General features: G+C 61.7%; 12 protein-coding genes. 3 read left to right on the forward strand and 9 right to left on the reverse strand.

The genetic code is table 11. The features are described 5' to 3' along the window. Window positions 1-5 precede the first annotated feature (5 nt). From PQU92_RS07970 to PQU92_RS07980, 3 genes are all read right to left on the reverse strand, one after another. The gene (locus PQU92_RS07970) at window positions 6-3,119 is read right to left on the reverse strand and encodes a caspase family protein (RefSeq protein WP_272747685.1); all 3,114 of its coding nucleotides are present in this window, start codon (window positions 3,117-3,119) and stop codon (window positions 6-8) included. A 266-nt stretch (window positions 3,120-3,385) separates the two neighbouring features. Then, entirely contained in the window at window positions 3,386-5,188 is a 1,803-nt protein-coding gene (locus tag PQU92_RS07975; RefSeq protein WP_272747686.1) for a caspase family protein, read from the reverse strand. 132 nt (window positions 5,189-5,320) lie between these two features. Beyond that, entirely contained in the window at window positions 5,321-7,459 is a 2,139-nt protein-coding gene (locus tag PQU92_RS07980) for a C1 family peptidase (RefSeq protein ID WP_272747687.1), read from the reverse strand. A gap of 348 nt (window positions 7,460-7,807) precedes the next feature. Here PQU92_RS07980 and PQU92_RS07985 point away from each other — a divergent pair, with 348 nt between their 5' ends. From PQU92_RS07985 to PQU92_RS07995, 3 genes are read left to right on the forward strand one after another with little or no spacing between them, the layout of a single operon-like run. Beyond that, window positions 7,808-10,102, forward strand: coding sequence for a glycosyltransferase family 4 protein (locus PQU92_RS07985; RefSeq protein ID WP_272747688.1), 2,295 nt, complete (start codon window positions 7,808-7,810; stop codon window positions 10,100-10,102). A gap of 50 nt (window positions 10,103-10,152) precedes the next feature. After that, a complete protein-coding gene (locus PQU92_RS07990) occupies window positions 10,153-11,448 on the forward strand; it encodes a glycoside hydrolase family 130 protein (RefSeq protein WP_272747689.1) in 1,296 nt (431 codons plus the stop codon). Next, window positions 11,448-12,506 carry a DNA topoisomerase IB gene (locus tag PQU92_RS07995; RefSeq protein ID WP_272747690.1) on the forward strand — a complete coding sequence of 353 codons (1,059 nt, stop codon included), beginning with the start codon at window positions 11,448-11,450 and terminating at the stop codon, window positions 12,504-12,506. The genes PQU92_RS07990 and PQU92_RS07995 overlap by 1 nt, the downstream gene beginning before the upstream one ends. A 169-nt stretch (window positions 12,507-12,675) precedes the next feature. Here the strand turns inward: PQU92_RS07995 and PQU92_RS08000 are convergent, their stop codons facing one another. From PQU92_RS08000 to PQU92_RS08025, 6 genes are all read right to left on the reverse strand, one after another. After that, a complete protein-coding gene (locus tag PQU92_RS08000; protein ID WP_272747691.1) occupies window positions 12,676-14,283 on the reverse strand; it encodes a response regulator in 1,608 nt (535 codons plus the stop codon). Next, the gene (locus tag PQU92_RS08005; protein ID WP_272747692.1) at window positions 14,280-14,861 is read right to left on the reverse strand and encodes a chemotaxis protein CheB; all 582 of its coding nucleotides are present in this window, start codon (window positions 14,859-14,861) and stop codon (window positions 14,280-14,282) included. Before PQU92_RS08005 ends, PQU92_RS08000 begins: the two co-directional genes overlap by 4 nt. After that, window positions 14,861-15,688 (reverse strand): CheR family methyltransferase, encoded by an 828-nt coding sequence (locus tag PQU92_RS08010; protein ID WP_272747693.1) that lies wholly within the window; start codon window positions 15,686-15,688, stop codon window positions 14,861-14,863. Before PQU92_RS08010 ends, PQU92_RS08005 begins: the two co-directional genes overlap by 1 nt. Window positions 15,689-15,828: 140 nt before the next feature. Continuing rightward, the gene (locus PQU92_RS08015) at window positions 15,829-19,266 is read right to left on the reverse strand and encodes a response regulator (RefSeq protein ID WP_272747694.1); all 3,438 of its coding nucleotides are present in this window, start codon (window positions 19,264-19,266) and stop codon (window positions 15,829-15,831) included. A gap of 46 nt (window positions 19,267-19,312) precedes the next feature. Then, window positions 19,313-19,690, reverse strand: a complete 378-nt coding sequence (locus tag PQU92_RS08020; protein ID WP_272747695.1) for a response regulator — start codon at window positions 19,688-19,690, stop codon at window positions 19,313-19,315. 454 nt (window positions 19,691-20,144) lie between these two features. Next, window positions 20,145-20,321, reverse strand: a complete 177-nt coding sequence (locus PQU92_RS08025) for a hypothetical protein (RefSeq protein WP_272747696.1) — start codon at window positions 20,319-20,321, stop codon at window positions 20,145-20,147. Between the last annotated feature and the right edge of the window lie 78 nt (window positions 20,322-20,399).

Consider the following 20,399-nt stretch of genomic DNA (forward strand, 5'->3'; position numbering starts at 1 on the left):
CGACCTTAATCCTTCGCGTAGGCGCAGGCGGCTTCGTAACCGCGGTCGCACGACTTCTTGTAGGTTTCGCGCGCCTTGGCCGCATCCATCACGCCGCCCGAACCGTTGGCATACAGGCGGGCCAGATTGAAGCAGCCGACGCTTTCATTGCTGTTGCAGGCCTTTTCGTAGAACTGACGCGCCTTCACCATGTCGATGGCGGCCCCGCGACCCAGCTCGTAGAAGACGCCGAGATTGGTGCAGCCCGTGGCGTAACCGCCGTTGCACGACTTCTGGTAATAGACGATGGCCGTGTCGTAGTTCATGACCGTGCCCTTGCCGTCGCGCCACATGTTACCGGCGTTGTCGCAACCATTGTAGTTGTTGTCGGAACAGGCCTTTTCGTAGATCTGGCGCGCCTTGACATTGTCCATGGAGCCGCCGCGACCGTTTTCGAGCATCAGGCCGAAATTGTTGCACGACACCGTATTGCCGCCGTTGCAGCCCTTTTCGTAGAGGGCGCGGGCCTTGACCATGTCGATGGCCACGCCCTTGCCCATTTCGTACATCCAGCCGGCATTGGCGCAGCCCGAGAAGACGGCGTTGTCGCAGGCACGGGTGTGGAAGGTCATGGCCTTGGCGAAGTCCTGAACCCCGCCCTTGCCTTCGCGCCACAGGCCGCCGGCATTGTCGCAGCCGGAATAGTTCTGGCCGGTGCAGGCCTTTTCGTAGATCTGGCGCGCCTTGACGTTATCCATGGAACCGCCCTTGCCGTTTTCGAGCATGATGCCGAAATTGTTGCACGACACCATGTTGTCGCCGTTACAGCCCTTTTCGTAGAGGGTCCGCGCCTTGGCGGCATCCGTCGCAACGCCCTTGCCGTTTTCGTACATGACGCCGAGATTGTTACAGCCCAGCATATTGCCGCCGTTACAGGCCTGATCGTAATAGGTGCGGGCCTGGGCCAGGTCGCGGGCACCACCCTTGCCGTTGTCCAGCAGGTAGCCGATGCCGAAGCAGCCGGCCATTTCGTCGAGCGAGCACGACTTGGTATAGAGGACGCGGGCCTGAGCATAGTCCTGCGTGACGCCGCGGCCGTTTTCGTAGGCGATGGCCAGGTTGTTACAGCCCGTCGAGTTCCCGCCGGTGCAGGCCTTGGTGTAGTAGGCATTGGCCTTGGTGTAGTCCATGCTGATGCCCAGACCGCGTTCGTACAGGTAACCATTATAGGTACAGCCGCGGAATTCGCGCCCGTTACAGGCCTGATCGAAGAGCCGGATGGCCGTGGTGTAGTCGCGGTTGTTATAGGCGGCCACCCCGTCCTCATAGACCTTGGTCATGGCGGCGGGCGAATTGTCGACCGGCGGCGGCGGGGTCACCTGCGACAGGCTCTTGACCTGATCGCAGCTTGAGGTGTGACCCAGATCGCAGGCCTTCTGATAGTAGGTCCGTGCCGTGCTCAGGTTCTTGGTCACGCCGGTGCCGTAGTAATAGAGGCGACCGAGGTTGGAGCACGACAGGCTTTCCTTGTTGGTGCAGGCCTGCTCGTACAGGGTGCGCGCCTTGGCGATGTCGGCGGTCGTCCCGGTGCCGTTTTCGTACAGGACGGCCTGACTGTTGCAGCCGGGATAATAGGCGTTGTCGCAGGCCTTCTTGTAGAAGCCGAGCGCCTTGCCGAAGTCCTGAGGACCGCCGCGGCCCTTTTCGTTCAGGAAGCCGATATTGAAGCAGCCGATACCGTTGCCGCGCGTACAGGCGGTGTCGTACAGGCCTCTCGCTTTGACCGGATCGGCGGTGACGCCCTTACCCTGATCGTACAGGTAGCCGAGGCCGGTGCAGCCCATGGCGTCGCCGTTGTTGCAGCCCTTTTCGTAGTAGGTGCGGGCCTGAGTGAAGCTTTGCGTCACGCCGGAGCCGTTTTCGTAGAAGCTGCCGAGGTTGGAACAGGCGAGCGAGAAATCGCCGTCGCAGGCCTTTTTGTACAGCGTGGCGGCGCGGGCATAGTCCTGCGTTACGCCGGTACCCTGATCGTACATGAAGCCGAGATAGTTGCAGGCCTTCATCGAGCCGCCGTTACAGGCCTTTTCGAACAGGCTGCGGGCCGTGGTGAAATTGCCGCCCGTATAGGCTTTCAGGCCGTCGTCATAATCCTTGGCCGCCTGTTGCGCGCCGAAATCGTCCTGCTGCGGATTGGGCTGCGGTGCCGGGGGCTTCTGGGTCTGGCAACCGGCGGCGTTCAGGCGCGCCCTGGCCTGACTGGCGAAAGCGCCCGTCGGATAGTCGGCCAGATAGGCCTGATAATCGGTACAGTCGCGCGCCATCGACCACACGGTCTTTTCGACCTCCCAGGCCGAGGGCTTGTCCGGTTGCGGCAACGGTGGCGGTGGCGCGACCTCGCAGCTGACCAGGCAGATGCGGTCGTAGATGCGGTTGTTGGACCACGGACGCTGCTTCTTGCCGGTGCGCTTGGACACCTCGATCTGCACCGAACCGAAGACCTGGGTGATGTCCTGACCCGGGCGGACGATCTGTTCGGCCAGAACGGGCGCGTAAACGCCGACATCGGCGACGTCGCCGAGGTCGGTTGAAAACGCGATGAGGGTATTGGCTTCGGCGGCAACGGCCACAAGGCCCTTGGTCCCGGCCTTGCCGAAGGAGGGCGTATTGCGGCAGGCGTCGGCGACGATGATCACCGCCCGGGCATTGGTGCGCGAAAACTGCGCCGTCAGCGAGCCGAGCTTGACGCCGTAAGCTTCGAGATCGGCCTCGACCTGAAGATCGGCCTCGACGCCGAGCAGGTAGTTGTCGCCGCCTTCGTCGGAGGGATCGCGGGTGCCGTGGCCGGTGTAATAGATGAAGCCGATGGCGTCGGGCGACGCGGCCAAGGCGCGGCGGAAATTGGTGAAGGCGGTATCGAGCTGCGACTTGCTGGCATTGTGGACGCGGGTGACCTTGAAGCCGACCTTGGTCAGCGAGTCGGCGACCATCCCGGCTTCCTTTTCCGTGCCGGGCAGGGGCGTCAGCTTGGTGTAGGACGTCTGATCAATGACCAGTGCCAGACGGGCCTGAGCCTCCGCCTTGCTAAAAGCGCCGCCCGCCATCATCACGACAGCCGCCAAAATCGCGATCAGAACTCTCATCAACATCCCCTGCCGAAGTGGTGCTCCGGCCGCCAGCTAAATTACCGGATTTTAAACATATCTGACGCCGCCACAGCACCCCGATTCAGGGGTATGCGACGTCGCTGCAACCGATTTTCGGGTCGGTGTGCCTTAGAAAAACAACTTTTGAAACAATCGGAACGGCATTTTCGACGCGGTATAGCCCCCGTGTCCGGATACCGGCGTTCACCTTATTACAGGCCTGACATTTCCGCCAGAGGAGGCGGCGCGCCTTACAGCATTTTTCACGAAGCGGGCTTCATACGGTCGGCACGCTCACAAGCATGGCTGTATCCCAGCTTGCAGCCCTTTTCGAACAGGACGCGAGCCTTGTCCATGTTCTTTGCGGTGCCGATGCCGTCTTCATGAAACTGGCCTGCCTGGTCACAGGAGACACCCGAATTCCCGGCGCAGGCTGTTTCGAAATAAATCCGCGCTTTCACCATATCCTTGGGCACCCCTTCGCCGGACTGATAAATTGACCCGAGCATGCCGCACGCCGCCGCTTCCTTGCCGTTGCAGGCCTGCTCGTAATAGGTTCTCGCCAAATTCAGGTCGGTTCCGCCCCGACCGTAATAGAATGTGGCGGCCAGTTGCTCGCAGCTTTTCGCGTAGGTTTGGGTGCACGCCTTTTCATAAAAAGACCGCGCCTTGGCATAGTTCTGAGGCTTGCCGGTACCTGACTCATACATGCTCCCCAGATAGTGGCAGGCGACATAGGCATTGCCACCGCAAGCGGTCTCGAACCAGTGTACGGATTCCGGGATATTGGCCGTGACGCCGTATCCATTGTAATAAAGCAGACCCACACCATTGCATGACCACATATCACCGTAGGTGCAGCCCATCTCGTAGTAGGTTTTGCTTCTGGCATAGTCGCGCCCCAGGCCACTGCCGCCGAAGTAGTAGTAGAGGCCCAGCCTGCCACAGGCCTGAGCGTCCTTACCGGTGCAGGCTCGATCGTACAGGCTGCGCGCCCTGGCATAGTCCTGAGTTAATCCGCCTAAGCCGCTATCGACCATCCAGGCGAGGTAGAAACAGCCTTTAGCCACACCGCCATCGCAAGCCTGTTCGAAAAGCGGTCTGGAGATATCGTAATCGGCGGCGTCATTGGCTTTGAGCCCCTCCTCCAGAGCGGCTTCGGGCGTCCGTGCCGGAGAGGTTTTTTTCTCGATCCGACATCCGGCACCAAGCCGTTGGCGTGCCTGAGTTACAAAAGCGCCCGATGGATATTGAGCGAGGTAAGCCTCGAAATCAGGACAGTCCCGGCTGCGATCCCAGACGGCTTTTTCTATCTCCCACGCCGAAGGTCCGGCGGGTTGGGGGACTGGCCCGGCCATCTGTTCCGTGCACGAAACAAGGCACACATCATTGTAAATCAGGTTGTTCGACCACGGCAGTTGTTTGCGGTTCGTCTTTGACGCGACCTTTTTCTGAACGCTGCTGAACAGTTGAATGACGTCCTGACCGGGCTTGAGTATTTCTTCGGCCAGCACCGGAGCATAGACGCCAACATCGGCGACATCCCCCGCGCCGGTCGAATAGGCCACCAATGTGTTGGCCGCAACAGATATGGGAATGAGCCCTTTAGTGCCGGCCTTGCCGAGTGTAGGCGTGGTGCGGCAGGCATCAAGAACAAAGATGACGGCGGCGGCCCCCGTCTGAGCGAACTGATCGGTCAGGTTCTGAAGCTGGACGCCATAGGCGGTAAGGTCTGAAGCGACCGAAATGTCAGCCTCGACCCCCAGCAAATAGTTATCGTTGGTATCGGAGCCCGCATCGCGGATGCCATGACCGGTATAGTAGATGAAAACCACCGCGCCGGGGTTGGCGCTGACTTGGCGGCGGAAATCGCGGAAGGCGGTGTCGAGTTGCGGTCGGGTGGCGGAATGGACGCGGGTGATCTGAAAGCCGGTTTTTTGCAGCGATGCTGCGACCTGATCGGCTTCCTGACGCGCGCCGGGCAGGGGCGACAGATTGCCGGAATAGCCGACCTGATCGATGACCAGCGCCAGCCGTGTTTCTGCGTGAGCGGATACGCCCCACATTATCACGCATGTGGCTATAAATGCCGCTAAAACTCGCATCTGAATCCCGATACCCTTATCCCGCTACCAACTTAACACAAAAAAACAGGCGGCGCGACCTGAGCCGCGCCGCCTGCAACTTGTTGGCGCGGTCTACTGACCCGCCGTGACCGCGATCTCGACGATAGCCTCGCGGCCCTTGTCGTCGAAGACCGACACGCGGATCAGGTGCTTGCCGTTCGGAATATCCATCGGCGCGGCGACGATTCCGGCGGCGGAGACCTTGGCGTCCTTGCGGACCCGGTCGGTGACGTCGAACCAGCCCACCGGCGTCTTGTAGCGGACGCGGACGGTTTCCGGGCGGACCTTGGCGTCGACAGGGGCCGTGAAGTCGGCGCGGATGGCCATCTTGCCCGCGATGGCGCTGTCCAGCTTCGGGCTGAGCACGGTGATCTTCGGTCCCTTGGGGTCGCCGATCGCGGTCATCATGCCCGCGCCAGGCGCCTCGTTCGAGAGGTCCTCGACCCCGGCGGCCCGGAAGCTTTCGACCTCGGCGGCGGTGACCAGCCAGCTTGTGCCCGGGGCGACGGTGTCCTGCACCTCGACCTGAGTGATGGCGGCGCGGATATCGGCATTGGCGTCGAAGGCCGTCGCCAGATCGGTACGCAGGCGGTCCATGAACGACACTTCCGAAGCGTTCATCGCGATTTCCTTCTCCGTCACCGGTTTGGTCGAGGCCAGCACCAGCACGGCCTCGATGCCGTAGGGCGGCGACGCCTTCAGCCGTAGCGGCGAGCCGTCGGAGCCGATCGACATGTGGTAAAGGCCTGCCGCGTTCGGAGCGACCTTGCCGCGCCAGATTTCCTTGGCCGACTGATCGGCCTGCAGGTAGAAGACCTGCACATAGGGCGCGGCGGCGGTGGTCGTGACGTCGATCTTGAAACGGTCGCCCTTTTTCAGGATCGGCGTCGATTCGATATTCTGTTCGGCCAGCGATACCTCGACGCCGCGTTCGGCGGTGACCGCCCCGGCTTCGAGATTGGTCACGCTGACCTGAACGCCACCGCGCGCAATGGCCGTTTTCATCAGGCCGCGGATTTCGCAGGCCGGCCAGGGCGTTTCCTCGATATTGATCATCAGGCGGCCGATATAGGGGCTCAGTTGCTTGCGCAGGCGACGGACCTCGTCGACGCAACCGTGACCGGTGACGCGGTAACCGTTGCCGAGCTTTTCCAGACGCAGTTCGCCGGTGCGGAAGCTGCCGATGATCTGGGTCAGCTGCGGATAGATATCGACCGGCTGCGGATTGGGCTGGGGTTGGGGTTTGGGGTCGGGCTGAGGCTGAGGCTTCGGATCTGGCTGCGGCGCGGGCCCGGCCTCGTTACGCGGATTGAGCGGCGTGGTCATGCCGGTCATGACATAGGCTTCCTTGACCATCGCCTTGAAGGCTTCGTAGGAAATCCACACATAGCCGCCGTCGCCCCAGTCGCGGCTCCACGAATTGATCAGCTTGAACGCGCCCTTGTCGCCATTGGCGGCGACGCGGTCGTCGTCATAGGCGATGACGACCATGGCGTGATAGCCGTGCTTGCCGCCCGCCATCAGCGAGGTCGCCCCCAGCGTATAGGTGTAGTTGCCGCGCGGCATGCGGAACCATTCGTCGGTATTGATCGTCAGGCCCACGATGACCGGATGGCCGCGCTCCAGCCGCTCACGATAGGAGTCGAGCGTCTTGATATTGTCGAACGTAAAGGCGTCGTAGCCCGGAATCTTCCAGCGCGACGAGACCGACAGCGCGTCGTTGGACGGCACGTTCGGCATACAGGTCGTGTCAGTATAGGGCCAGTAGGTCAGGGAGGTCGAGCCGACATTGACGAGAACATTGAGCGCGCCGCGGAAGGTCGCGCCGCCGCACTGATCGCCCTTGATATTGGGGCGCGAGGACGACTGGTTGAAGACAAAGCCGGGGCTCGAAATCTCGTCGCTGGTCGTGGGTTTTTTCTTCGTCTCCCCGGCCAGATAGTAGGAGCGCGCCGCATAGGACACGGCCCAGCCGGAGCACGAGCCCATCATGCCCTGATCGCCCGGATTGGGGAAATAGGGCGTCAGGTCGGCCTTCGACAGCAGCACCGCCGAGCGGGCGCGCGGCGCGGCGGGTTCGGCAGCGTATTCTTCGGGCGGCAGGGCGTCGAGGCCCGTCTTGAACGCCGGCTGCGCCAGCGCGCTCAGCGGCGACATGAGCGGCATGGCGACGGCTATGCCTGTCGCAAGGATATTGGTAATTTTGCGCATGACCTAAGCCTGCCTCCCCGAAAGACGCTGATATCCGCGTTACGCTCAGCATAAACGCATGACCCCCCGCCCGCCAATACCCCTGAATGGGGGAATTGGCACACAAATATGGTAAGGATTCCCGCCGCGCGGCCATAACCGGCCATTATGACGTTTTCGTTACGGCATTTATTGCAATGCACCCTTTTCCCCACTGCTTCTTTATACGCGATACCCCCAAGATGAGGCTCTGCTTCCGGACAATCAGCGACGCTTATTTTTCTTTGCGACTCTTATTTTCAGACGCTTCCACCGGTCACATAAAACCGGTTCCGGCAGGCAGGCCACAGATTTTGAAAAGGGTTTGCCATGCTTCAAGACAAGAGCTTCGCCGTCGAGACCGAGGTCTCCGATTTGAGCCAGATTCTTTCTCACCCCTCGCTCGCCCCGACGACGCTCAGGCGCATCGCCGTCATGGGTAATTTTCCGCCGCGTCAATGCGGTCTGGCCACCTTTACCCGCGATATCTACAAATGCCTGCACAAGGCCCTGCCTCAGGCGCGCTGCGATGTCATCGCCATGGACGACCGGGCCGAAGCCTACGAATATCCCCCCGAAGTAACGAAACATATCGCTCAGGATGACGTGGCGGCTTACCGGAAGCTGGCCGACGACCTCAATGCCGCCGATACTCAGGTTCTGTTTCTTCAGCACGAATTCGGCATCTATGGCGGACCGGCCGGGGCGCACCTGCTCGAATGCCTCGATCGCGTCACCATGCCGGTGGTCACGACCCTGCATACGGTTCTTGAAAACCCCAATGACGAGCAGCGCCGTGTCATGGAGGCCCTGATCCGCCGTTCCTCGACCCTGATCACCATGGCCCACAAAGGCGCCGACATCCTGAAGCGCGTCTATGATGTGCCGTCCGAGCAGATCGAGGTCGTCCTGCACGGCGCGCCGGAGCGTCCTCTGGTCGATAGCTCGCTGTTCAAGGGGCCGTTGAACGTCGAGGGCCGTCAGACCCTGAGCACCTTCGGCCTCCTGTCGCCGAACAAGGGCATCGAAACCGTCATCGAGGCCCTGCCGGAGATCAGCCGGCGCTGCCCGGACGTGATATATATGGTGGTCGGCGCGACCCATCCGAACCTGATCGCCCACGAAGGCGAGGCCTATCGCGACCGCCTGAAGCAGATGGCCGCCGATCTGGGCGTCGATGCTCACATCACCTTCATCAACAAATACCTGTCGGACGACGACCTGATCGATATTCTTCAGGCGACCGATGTCTATGTGACGCCATACCTGACCGAAACCCAGATCACGTCCGGCACGCTCAGCTACGCGCTGGCGGTCGGCAAGCCGGTCGTGTCCGCCCCGTACTGGCATGCGGTCGAGGCGCTGGCCGACGGTGTTGGTGTCGTCTGTCCGTTCCGCGATTCCGACGCCTTTGCAAAGGCGATCATCGGCCTGCTCACCGACGATGAGGCGCGGGCCGCCATGTCGGCCAGGGCCTATCACTACGCCCTGCCGTCGCGGTGGAGCGCGGTGGCGGCCAGCTATATCCGCCGCGCCGAGGCCGATCTGGACCATCCGGTCACCGCAGCGGCGGTCAAGGCATTTGCCCTGTGCCCCGCGCCGTCGTGGCGCGCGGTGGAGCGCCTCTCCGACGACTGCGGCATGGCCCAGCATGGCCGATATCGCCTGCCCGACCGGGCGCATGGCTACTGCGCCGACGACAATGCCCGCGCCCTGATGTTGATGGCGCGGCAGTCGAAGCTGACGGCGCTGGATGAGCGTAAGGTCGATATGGCCTACCGCTATGCGGCCTTCATGAACCACGCCTGGCAGGGCGAGCGTTTTCGCAATTTCATGTCCTTTTCGCGCCAGTGGCTGGATGAGGGCGGTTCCGACGATTGCTGCGCCCGTAGCTTCGAGGCGCTGATCGAGGTCGTGCGCTCAAATCTGCCCGCCGACCTGAAACTGTGGGCGAAAGAGCTGGCCCAGCGCGTCCTGCCGCACGTTATGGAATGGACCTCCAACCGGTCGCGCGCGGTCCTGCTGCGGGCGCTGGACGGGGCGCTGGGTCATGTCGGCGACGCCGCCGGACTGACCGCCCTGATCGCGCGGATTGCCGCTCAGTTGCACGGCGCCTATCGCGACTGGTCCAGCGCCGATGGCCATAGCTGGTTCGAAACGGCCCTGTCCTACGATAATGCCCGGTTGCCGGAAGGCCTGCTGATCGCCGGTGTTCGTCTGAACGATGCGGCGATGACAACCGATGCCCTGTCGGCGCTTACCTGGCTGATGGACCGGCAAACGGCGTCCGGTCACCTGCGCCCCATCCCGACCCAGTGGTTCGACACCAATCCCGATACCCCCGCCCAGACCCACCCCTTGTTCGATCAGCAGGCACTGGAGGCGCAGGCGACGCTCGAAGCCTGCCTGACGGCGGCGCGCCTGACCGGTGATGCGAAATGGACCGCCGAAGCGCATAAGGCCTATGGCTGGTTCCTCGGTCAGAATGACCACGGTTTGAGCCTGATCACCGACGATGGCGGCTGTTACGACGGCCTGACGCCGCACGGTGTCAACGAAAATCAGGGCGCGGAATCGGTTCTGGCCTGGCACCTTGGCTGGTCGGCACTCAAGGCAGCAAACTAACTTACTAACCGGCCTTTGTTTCATGCGCTGAGGCCGGGGGAGACGGGGATATGAAAAACATCAGATTCGACGACACGGTCCTGACCGCCAATCCGGAGCGCGTCGTCCTGCGCCCCTTCACCATTTCGGTCGAACCAAGTTCAACCGCACAGGGGTCCATGTCGCGGGCCGAGCGCGTCTGTCGGGCGCTACTCAAGCTCAGTCGCGACGAATGCTGCGCCGAACTGGATAACGTCAGTCGCGACTTCATCGGCCGCCATTTGCAGGCGCGTGCCATCTTCCTCGACCGCTTCAGGCAGATCAAGAACGTCCTGGGGCGCGTCGAAGACCTCGATAAGATCGACGAGGATCACGCGGCCCTGATCGGCGCCTATTTCTGCCACGAATATTCCTTCGAGGCCGCCGCCATCATGAACCCGTCGGTGGTGCCGCACCCGGATCAGTCCGGCGCCCCCGAAGGCACGACGCGCTTCATCATGTCGGTGCGCACGGTGGGCGAGGGGCACATCTCGACCATCTCGTTCCGTATCGGCCTGTTCCACAATACCGACGGCTCCATCGATCTGGAGCCAGAATCCGACTTCATCGTCGCGGCCAAGCCGGCGCAGTCGGCGACCGACGGGCCGGTGACGGTCATGCGTTACAAGGCCTGCGATATTTCCGGCATGGTCATCTTCCCGACCACGCGGGCGCAGTCGAACGGCCTCGAAGACCTGCGACTGGTTCATTTCACCGATGACGACGGCGACACGACCTATCTTGGCACCTACACCGCCTATTCGGGCCGTGAAATCGGCTGCGAGCTGTTCGAGACCGAGGATTTCGACACCATCTATCTGACGCCGTTTCGCGGTCTGGCCTCGACGCACAAGGGACTGGCCCTGTTCCCGCGCAAGATCAACGGGCGTTATGCCGCCATCGGGCGGCTGGACCACGAAAGCCTTTATTACATGGAAACCGACGACAAGATGGTATGGAGCTACGGCGACCGCATCATCGAGCCGAAGTTCCCGTGGGAGCTGGTTCAGATGGGTAATTGCGGCTCGCCGATCGAACTGGACGAAGGCTGGCTGGTCTTCACGCACGGGGTAGGGGCCATGCGCCGCTATTGCCTCGGCGCCGTGTTGCTCGACAAGGACGATCCGCGCAAGGTCATCGGGCGGTCGAAAACGCCGATGCTGGCTCCCGAAGAAGATAGCCGCGAAGGCTATGTCCCGAACGTCGTCTATAGCTGCGGCGCCATGAAGTGCGGCGACTGGGTCTTCCTGCCCTATGGCGTGGCCGATTCCTCGATCCGCTTCGCGTCCCTGCGCGTGGACGATATCCTCCAGCACCTCACACGCTGATGGACGGGTCGTTTCCGGTCAGCGACGCGGTGGAACAGGCCAAGGAAGCGGGCCTGCGCTATGTGAGCGACCGCAAGCCGGGCTTTACGCGCCGCCGCTATGGGAAAACATTCGTCTATTTCGACACGAAAGGCGAGCGCATCAGCGATGCGAAGGTGATCGCCCGGATCAACAAGCTGGCTATCCCGCCCGCCTATAAGGACGTGTGGATCTGCCCCTATGCCAACGGCCATATGCAGGCGACCGGCAAGGACGCGCGCGGTCGTAAGCAGTATCGCTACCACGCCGACTGGCGGGCCACGCGTGACGCCACCAAGTTCGACCACATCCTGCGTTTCGGTGAGAAACTGCCCGACATCCGCGCGAAGGTGCATGAGCATCTGGGGCTGCGCACGCCGTGCCGCGAAAAGGTGCTGGCGACGGTGGTGGCACTGTTGGAAAAGACCCTGATCCGCGTCGGCAACGACGAATATGCCCGCACCAACGGTTCCTACGGCCTGACCACCTTGCGCGACGAGCACGTCGATGTCTCGGGGCAGACGGTGCGCTTTTGCTTCAAGGGTAAGTCGGGCAAGATGTGGAACCTGAAGCTCTCGGACCGCCGCATCGCCAACGCCATCCGCCGCTGTCAGGATCTGGGCGGGCAGGAACTGTTCGCCTGGGTCGATGAAGCGGGGCAGGTGCGCGACGTCACCTCATCCGACGTCAATGCGTACTTGCGCGAGATCAGCGGCGAAGCCTTCACGGCCAAGGATTTTCGTACCTTTACCGGCACGGTACTGGCGGCTCTGGCGCTACAGGCGTTCGAGGGTTTCGAGAGCGAAGCGCAGGCCAAACGCAATCTGAAATCCGCCATCGACGGGGTGTCGAAACGGCTCGGCAATACACCGGCCGTCTGCCGCAAGGGCTATATCCATCCGGAGGTGATCAACGCCTATCTGGAGGGCAGCCTGACCCAGCAGATCGTCGGCGAAATCGACGCGCATCTGTCGGACGCCGCGTCATTGACGCCCGACGAGGTTATGGTGCTGGCCTTTTTAAAGAAGCGGTTGAGCTGACGCGCTCCCTCCTCCCTGCTTGCGGGGAGGTGGCGCGCCGAAGGCGTGACGGAGGGGTATGACTCCGAACGCCGTAGCGTGCTGAACAGCTTGGCGGTGTACCCCTCCGCCTCAACGCTTTGCATTTCGGCACCTCCCCAAGCCAGAGGCTTAGGGAGGAGGGCGTGCCTTATAGCGACGCTTCCCGCTCCGCCGTTACCTCACTCAGCAGGCGCGTAAACGCATCGAGGCTGATCGGTTTGGTGATGTGGTGATCGAACCCGGCCTCGAAGGCCTTCTGACGGTCGCGTTCCTGCCCCCAGCCGGTCTGGGCGATGATCACCGTGTCGTTCAAATCCGGATTTTGACGCAGCTCCCGGCAGACCTCGTAGCCGTTCATGCCCGGCATACCGATGTCGAGCAGGATGACGTCGGGCTGTTCGGCTCTGGCGGCTTCAAGCGCGGCGTAACCATCGTTGACCGTGCGCGCCGTGTGCCCGATTAGTTCCAGCATCCAACTGGTCGTCTGGGCCGACTCGCGGTTGTCATCGACCACCAGCACATTGAGGGACCGTTGGGTTTCCACCGGTGCGTCGGTATCCCGGTCGTGCGTCGCCGCTTCCGACAGGGGCAGACGCAGTTCGAACACCGAGCCCTGATTGAGCCCGCCGCTGCGGGCCACGATGGTGCCGCCGTGCATGTGCACCAGCTTCTGCGCCAGCGCCAGACCGATGCCGAGTCCGCCCTGTGCCCGGTGCAGATTGCGGTCGAGCTGCGTGAACAGGTCGAAGACTTTGGGCAGCATGTCCTCGTCGATACCGAGCCCGGTATCGCTGACGCGGATCACCGCCTGTCCGTCATCCTCGCTCAGGCTGAGGACGATACGGCCGCCTTCGGGGGTGTATTTGGCGGCGTTGTTGAGCAGGTTGGCGATGACTTGCGCCAGCCGCGTCAGGTCGCCATTGATCCATACGGGAGCCTCGGGCAGGTCGAGCGTGAAGTGATGCTCAAGCTGATCGATCAGCGGGCGCGAGGTTTCCACCGCCGCCTGAATCGCCGCCTGTGCGGTCATCCGGTCGCGCTTGAGGTCGATCTTGCCCTGAGACACGCGCGACACGTCGAGCAGGTCATCGATCAGCCGCACCAGATGGGTCATCTGACGGTCCATCATGTCACGGACATTGCCCGCCATCGGTCCGTCGGGCGACAGGCGCAAAATCTGAAGGCCATTGCGGATGGGCGCCAGCGGATTGCGCAGTTCGTGGGCCAGGGTCGCCAGAAACTCGTCCTTGCGCAGATCGGCTTCGCGCAGGGCCTCGGCGGCGCGGCGGCTTTCGCGCAGCAGGCGCATATTCTCTTCGGCTGTGGCGGCCAGAGCGTCGCGCTGGGCGGCGATTTGCTGACGCTGCTGGTAGAGTTCGATGAAGACCTCGATCTTGGAGCGCAGGATATCGCCCTCGATCGGTTTTTGCAGGAAATCGACGGCCCCGGTCTCGTAGCCGCGGAAACGGCGCTGACGGTCGGCGGACCCGGCGGTGAGGAAGATGATCGGCACGCGGCGGGTGCGCTCGGACCCGCGCATCATCTCGGCCAGTTCGAAACCGTCCATCTCCGGCATCTGCACGTCGAGCAGGGCCAGAGCCACATCCTGCTTGAGCAGGATTTCGAGCGCCTCGACGCCCGACCGCGCCTTAAGCATGACGAGGCCGTCGCGGCGCAGCAGGGCCTCAAGCGCCAGCAGGTTTTCGGGCAGGTCGTCGACGGCCAGGATATGAACGGGCTCAGGCGGCGTCATCATGAGGCGTCTCCGGTCAGTTCGGCGGCAATCTGCTCAAGCGGCAGGACGCGGGCTTCGGGGCAGGCCGCGATCGCCGATTCCGGCATCAGGCGGGCATAGGCCCCCTTAGGCATCTGGATCAGGCCGCGCCCGCCGGCGTCGATCACGGCGCGAAGCCCCGCCGCCCCGTCTTCGTTGGCCCCGCTGAGGACGATGCCGGTCAGGTCTTCGCCATAGGCTTCGGCGGCGGTCTCAAAAAGGACGTCGATGGACGGGCGCGAGAAATAGACGGGCGCTTCGTTCGACAGGGACAGGCTGTGATCCTGTTCGACCAGCAGGTGATAGTCGGGCGGGGCGAAATAGATGGTTCCGGCTTCGATCGGGGCCTTGTCGTCGGCTTCGACCACGCTCATTCGGCATTTATCGGCGAACAGTTCGGCGACGACGCTGTTCTTGTGTGGCGGCAGGTGGATGCAGACCAGCACCGGGTCATAGTCCTCGGGCAGATGCGGCAGGATGGCCGATAGCGCCTGCAAACCCCCGGCGGAAGCGCCGATGACGACAGCGCGCGATCCTTTGAGCGGATACCGGCCATCCATCACGCTTCCTCGCGTTTCTGATAGAGGCGTTCGTCACGGGCGAATTCGGCGAAACCATCGACATGCGAGGAAAAGCGCAGGGTTTCCTTGGCACCCAGCCCCAGAAAACCGCGATTGGACAACGAGTCGCGGAACAGGCCGATGGCCCGGTTCTGCAGATCCTTGTTGAAATAGATCAGGACGTTTCGGCACGACACCAGTTGCGTCTCGGCAAAGACGGCGTCGGTGACCAGCGAATGGTCGGAGAAAACGATGCGCTTGCGCAGGGACTTGTCGAAGGTCGCCGCGCCATAGGCGGCGGTATAATAGTCCGACAGGGACGACTTGCCGCCCGACAGGCGGTGGTTCTCGGTGAACAGGCGCATCCGGTCGAGGCCATAGACACCGGCCTCCGCCTTGCGCAGGCTGTCCTGATTGATGTCGGTGGCGTAGAAAATGGTGCGGTCCTCAAGCCCCTCTTCGCGGAACAGTATCGCAAAAGAGTAAACTTCTTCACCGGTCGAACAGCCCGCGATCCATACCTTGAGCGACGGATAGGTTTTGAGGTGCGGCACGACCGTTTCGCGGATCGCCTTGAAATAGGCCGGATCGCGGAACAGCTCGGACACCTGCACCGTCAGATAGCCCATCAGTTCCATCAGGATGCTCTCGTCATGCAGGACGAGGTCCTGAAGCATGGAGATGGTGCGGCAGCCGAACCGGTCGCGCGCCTGAATGAGGCGGCGTTTGATCGAGGCCATGGCATAGCCGCGAAAATCGTAGTGATATTTGAGATGAATCGCCTCCAGCAGGAGGCGGACCTCTATGTCCTCGATCTTGTTGTGCACGACACCCAAATGCCCCGAAGGGTTCGACTGAAAATTGCGTGATTATAAATTTCAGACCGACCTTATTGTGATCTCAAATAAAAATAAAATCAGTAAAGCGCAGCGGGTAGCCGTTTCTTTTGAAAATGTGGTGTGAGCGCTTATCTCGGCACCCACACCCGCACCAGCGAGACCAGTTTTTCGACGTCGAGCGGCTTGGCCATATAGTCGTTGGCCCCCGCATCCAGGCAGCGCTGCTGATCGTCCTTCATGGCCTTGGCTGTCAGCATGATCACCGGCAGCTTCTTCCAGTCGGGGTTCTTGCGGATTTCACGCGTGGCGGTCAGGCCGTCCATCTCGGGCATCATGACGTCCATCAGCACCAGATCGACGGCGGTGTCGGGCGATGTTTGCGAGATTTCCAGCGCCTCCAGCGCCTCGCGACCGTTGCGCGCGATCTGGACGATGGCCCCCAGCGGCTCGAAGATATTGGTGACGGCGTAGATATTGCGCACGTCGTCCTCGACCACCAGCAGGCGGCGGCCTTCCAGCATGTTGTCGCGCCCCTTGGCCATGTGCAGCAGTTTCTGCTGTTCCGGCGATAGCTCCGACACCATCTGGTGCAGGAAGAGCGTCACTTCGTCGAGCAGGCGTTCGGGCGATTTCGCGCCCTTGATGATGATCGACTTGGAATAGCGACGCAGTTTCTGCTCGTCTTCGGACGTCAGTTCCCGGCCCGTATAGACGATGACCGGCGGGAAGGCGTAATCCTGTTCCGCCGACAGGGTTTCGAGCAGCGAATAGCCGGTGGCGTCGGGCAGGCTGAGGTCCAGCACCATGCAGTCATAGGCCCCGTCCTTGAGTTGCTCAAGGCATTCTGCCGCCGTGCCGACGGCGACGGTCTCGACGTCCTGCGTCTTGAGCAGCGCCATGACCGAGTCACGCTGCACGGCGTCGTCCTCGACGATCAGCACACGACGCATGCGCTTCTCCAGCCGCGTTTCAAGCTGTTCGAAGGCGTCGACCAGTTCCTCGCGCTTCACGGGTTTCAGCATGTAGCCGACCGCGCCCATCGACAGGGCCGTGTGCATATAGTCGTTGGCCGAGACCACGTGGACAGGGATGTGGCGGGTGCGCGGGTCGCGTTTGAGGCGATCGAGCACCGACAGACCCGAATGGTCGGGCAGGCCGACATCGAGCACCACGGCGGCGGGCACGTACTGACGCACCATGACCATGGCGTCTTCGGCAGTATTGGCCAGCAGGCACTGGAAGCCGAGATCGTGCGCCAGATCGTAGAGGATGCGGGCGAAGGCGGGGTCGTCCTCGACCGCCAGCAGCAGGCGTTTGTCGCCGCTCAGGCTGTCGCGGTCGTCGTGCAGGCGCGGCTTGCTCGGCAGATCCGGCGCGGCGGGCGGCTCGGCAAAGGTTTCGATGACCGGCGTAGCGGGCTCTACGCGCGCCGGAACCTGATCCGGATTATAGTTCAGGGGCAATTCAAGGGTGAAGGTCGATCCCTTGCCGGCCTCGCTTTGCAGGTGGATGTGGCCGCCCAGCAGACGCGACAACTGGCGCGAGATCGATAGGCCGAGACCAGTGCCGCCGTACTTGCGCGAAATGGTCGAATCCGCTTGACGGAAAGCGTCGAACACCGTGCGTTGCTGCTCTTCGGAAATGCCGATGCCGGTGTCGGTAACGGCAAATGCGACCGTGCCGTCGGCCTTCGGGGCGATGCTGAGCGTGACCGACCCCTTTTCGGTGAACTTGATGGCATTGGACAGCAGGTTTTTCAGCACCTGCTCCAGACGCTGACGGTCGGAATCGAACAGTTCCGGCAGATCCGGCGACAGATCGACCGTCAGGCTCAGTTTCTTTTCCCCGGCCAGCGGCTCGAAGGTGCGCGTCAGGTCGTTGGCCAGGCGCTTGAACGACACCGGTTCGGCATTGATATCCATCTGCCCCGCCTCGATCTTGGACAGGTCGAGGATGTCGTTGATCAGGGCCAGCAGGTCATTGCCCGACGACTGGATGGTGCGGGCGAACTTGACCTGCTCCTCGGTCAGATTGCCCTCGCGGTTATCCCCCAGCAGCTTGGCCAGAATCAGCGACGAATTGAGCGGAGTGCGCAGTTCGTGGCTCATATTGGCGAGGAAGTCGGACTTGTAGCGGCTGGCCTGTTCCAGCTCCTGCGCCTTCTGGGCGATGTCGGTCGCGTTGCGGTTCAGGTCTTCCTTCTGGATTTCGAGGACGCGGGTCTGTTCGGACAGCTGGACATTGGTCTGCTCCAGTTCGGCCTGCTGCTGCTCAAGGCGCAGATGCGATTCCTTGAGGGCGCGGCTCTGCTCCTCCAGTTCCTCGTTATTGACGCGCAGTTCCTCGGACTGGGTTTGCAGTTCTTCGGACTGGCGCTGGGTTTCCTCGAGCAGGTTCTGCTGCACGGCGCGGTAATTGGCCGAGCGCACGGCCATGCTGACAAATTCGGATATCCGCTCCAGCAGTTGCAGCTTCGTGGCGTCGACCGGATCGAAATAGCCGAGCTCCAGCACGGCATCGACCAGACCTTCGGACTTGGCAGGGGATACGACCACGTGGCGCGGGCGCCACTGGCCCAGGGCGGCCCCCACGGCAAGGTGGGTTTCGGGCACATCGGCCAGCAGGATCGTCTTGCCGTCGGCGGCGGCCTGACCGACCACGCCTTCGCCCATTTTCAGGGTCGTGGGCACGTCGCTGTCGGCGGGTACGCCGAAGGTGGCCACCTGTTTCAGGATGCTGCCGTCCTTGACAAAGAAGGCACCGGCGCGGGCACCGCTGTATTCCGACAGGAAAGCGAGGATGTTGCGGCCCAGTTCGTCAAGGCGCTGTTCGCCGATGGCCGCGGTGGAGACCCCGACTTCGCCGCCCTGAACCCATTCCTGACGGCGGGTGATTTCGGTGGCGCGGCGGATCAGGAAGGCGATGATCAGGGTCAGGACGATGCCCGAAATCGCTGCCAGAACGGTCGAAAACACGGCCGTATTATAGGCGGAGGCCATTTCGTCGAGGCGCTGAACGCGGCGGGCGCGCTCCTCGCTCTGCATGGCGGCGATCAGAACGCGGACCTGATCCATGTCGGCGCGCCCGCGATCGGTGCCAACCAGAGCCGCGGCGGCATCAAAGCCTTTGTCCCGTCGCAACCGCACCGTCTCTTCCAGCTCTTCCAGCTTGGACTTGATGCGGTATTTCAGCGAGACCATCCGGGCTTCCTGCGACGGGGTGCCGGCGATCAGGGTATCGACAGCGGACAGGCGTTCCTGCACGTTCTGGACGCCTTGCGTATAGGGCTCCAGATAGGTGTCCTTACCGGTCAGCACATAGCCGCGCTGCCCGGTTTCAGCGTCCTTGACCGTCGACAGCAATTCACTGAGCCCCAATATGACCTCGTGGGTCTGGGCGACCAGTTTCGCGTCCTTGTTAAGGGTGGCGATATTGGAAAAGGAAATGACGCCGCTGATGATGAAAAACAGCGCCACCAGCACCAGGGTGGTGAGGACGCCGTAATCGGCCTTGTTGAGGCGGGCATTGCTTATCTGGTGCGCCGCGCTGATCGCCCGGTTCGGCATGTGTCAGGTCCCCATATTGGTATCAGGTAAGGTGGGCGGCAGGGCGTTAGCCGCGCGCCAGCATGTCCTCGGCGATGCCGTTGAGCACGCCTTCGAGGGTTTTGAGATCGACCGGCTTGGTCAGGTGGTGACGGAACCCGGCGGCTTCGGACTGGGCGCCGTGTTCGCGTTCGTCCCACCCGGTCTGCGCGATGAAAACGGTGCGGGCCAGCGCCGGATACTGGCGCATCTCGCGGCACAGATCGTACCCGCTCATGCCGGGCAGGCCGATATCCATCAGTACAACATCGGGCAGATAGTCCGGCCCGGCGGCCATGGCATCCCGGGGCGTCAGGCTCAGGCGGTAATCGTAACCGAGCATTTCGACGATCCAGCCCGTGGTTTGCGCCAGGGCTTCATTGTCCTCAACGATCAGAACTTTCATGGCTCTCCCGCCGGTTAAGCAATGGGTCAATACGGATGCTACGTCCCGGGGAGCGGTGTCGAACCGGGCCGGTCCGCTTTGTTTTTGCTGTCGTTTGCCCCGTGGAGATGGAATCTAGTGCCTTTTCTGTGACAAAGCAACGGGAAGGGAGTATATTTTAAAAATAGTCAACCCGTGATCACGAGATTTTAGCGATCACGGGTATTTATTTATGATAAATTTATTATTTTTACGAAATACTATTTATGATTCATGTTGTATTAAATAGTATTAATATAAAGATATTGCTTTAAATTTAAATCACATATCAAAATTTATAGTCATTCATTTATAAGATTATTTTGTATTTTTCTATATATATTTCAATAAACTTTTTAACCTTATTGATCGTCCGGCGGCATATCCGCGCTTTTGGCTGCAGCGGTATCAGCAAACCGTTACGTCTGAAATGTTTCTAATAGGTGCTGGGCGGGTCGCTGGCGGGAAAGGTATCTTCGACCATGTGATCGACCTGCTCTTCGCAAAGGTTTTTACGCAGGTGGCGATCCTCGCGCTGACAGCGGCGCAGGGTGCGGACCGGGTGCAGAAAGCCGTCGCAAAAGGCTCTGACGATCATTACGGCGTGAATCATGGGGCGGGCCTCCTCGGTATGGTTATGGTCTCAGCTTAGAAGCTCTGCCATAAACGGAGGAGGGGCAATGGGCGGCCG

The sequence above is a fragment of the Asticcacaulis aquaticus genome (genome assembly GCF_028550415.1).
GTDB lineage: Bacteria > Pseudomonadota > Alphaproteobacteria > Caulobacterales > Caulobacteraceae > Asticcacaulis > Asticcacaulis aquaticus.

What these genes read in the sequence shown, in the direction of transcription:
- PQU92_RS07985 (WP_272747688.1), top strand. Translation starts at nt 7,808, where the DNA reads ATGCTTCAAGACAAGAGCTTCGCCGTCGAGACCGAGGTCTCCGATTTG.
- PQU92_RS08015 (WP_272747694.1), bottom strand. Translation starts at nt 19,266, where the DNA reads ATGCCGAACCGGGCGATCAGCGCGGCGCACCAGATAAGCAATGCCCGC.
- PQU92_RS07990 (WP_272747689.1), top strand. Translation starts at nt 10,153, where the DNA reads ATGAAAAACATCAGATTCGACGACACGGTCCTGACCGCCAATCCGGAG.
- PQU92_RS08025 (WP_272747696.1), bottom strand. Translation starts at nt 20,321, where the DNA reads ATGATTCACGCCGTAATGATCGTCAGAGCCTTTTGCGACGGCTTTCTG.
- PQU92_RS08020 (WP_272747695.1), bottom strand. Translation starts at nt 19,690, where the DNA reads ATGAAAGTTCTGATCGTTGAGGACAATGAAGCCCTGGCGCAAACCACG.
- PQU92_RS07975 (WP_272747686.1), bottom strand. Translation starts at nt 5,188, where the DNA reads ATGTGGGGCGTATCCGCTCACGCAGAAACACGGCTGGCGCTGGTCATC.
- PQU92_RS07995 (WP_272747690.1), top strand. Translation starts at nt 11,448, where the DNA reads ATGGACGGGTCGTTTCCGGTCAGCGACGCGGTGGAACAGGCCAAGGAA.
- PQU92_RS07980 (WP_272747687.1), bottom strand. Translation starts at nt 7,459, where the DNA reads ATGCGCAAAATTACCAATATCCTTGCGACAGGCATAGCCGTCGCCATG.
- PQU92_RS07970 (WP_272747685.1), bottom strand. Translation starts at nt 3,119, where the DNA reads ATGAGAGTTCTGATCGCGATTTTGGCGGCTGTCGTGATGATGGCGGGC.
- PQU92_RS08005 (WP_272747692.1), bottom strand. Translation starts at nt 14,861, where the DNA reads ATGGATGGCCGGTATCCGCTCAAAGGATCGCGCGCTGTCGTCATCGGC.
- PQU92_RS08000 (WP_272747691.1), bottom strand. Translation starts at nt 14,283, where the DNA reads ATGATGACGCCGCCTGAGCCCGTTCATATCCTGGCCGTCGACGACCTG.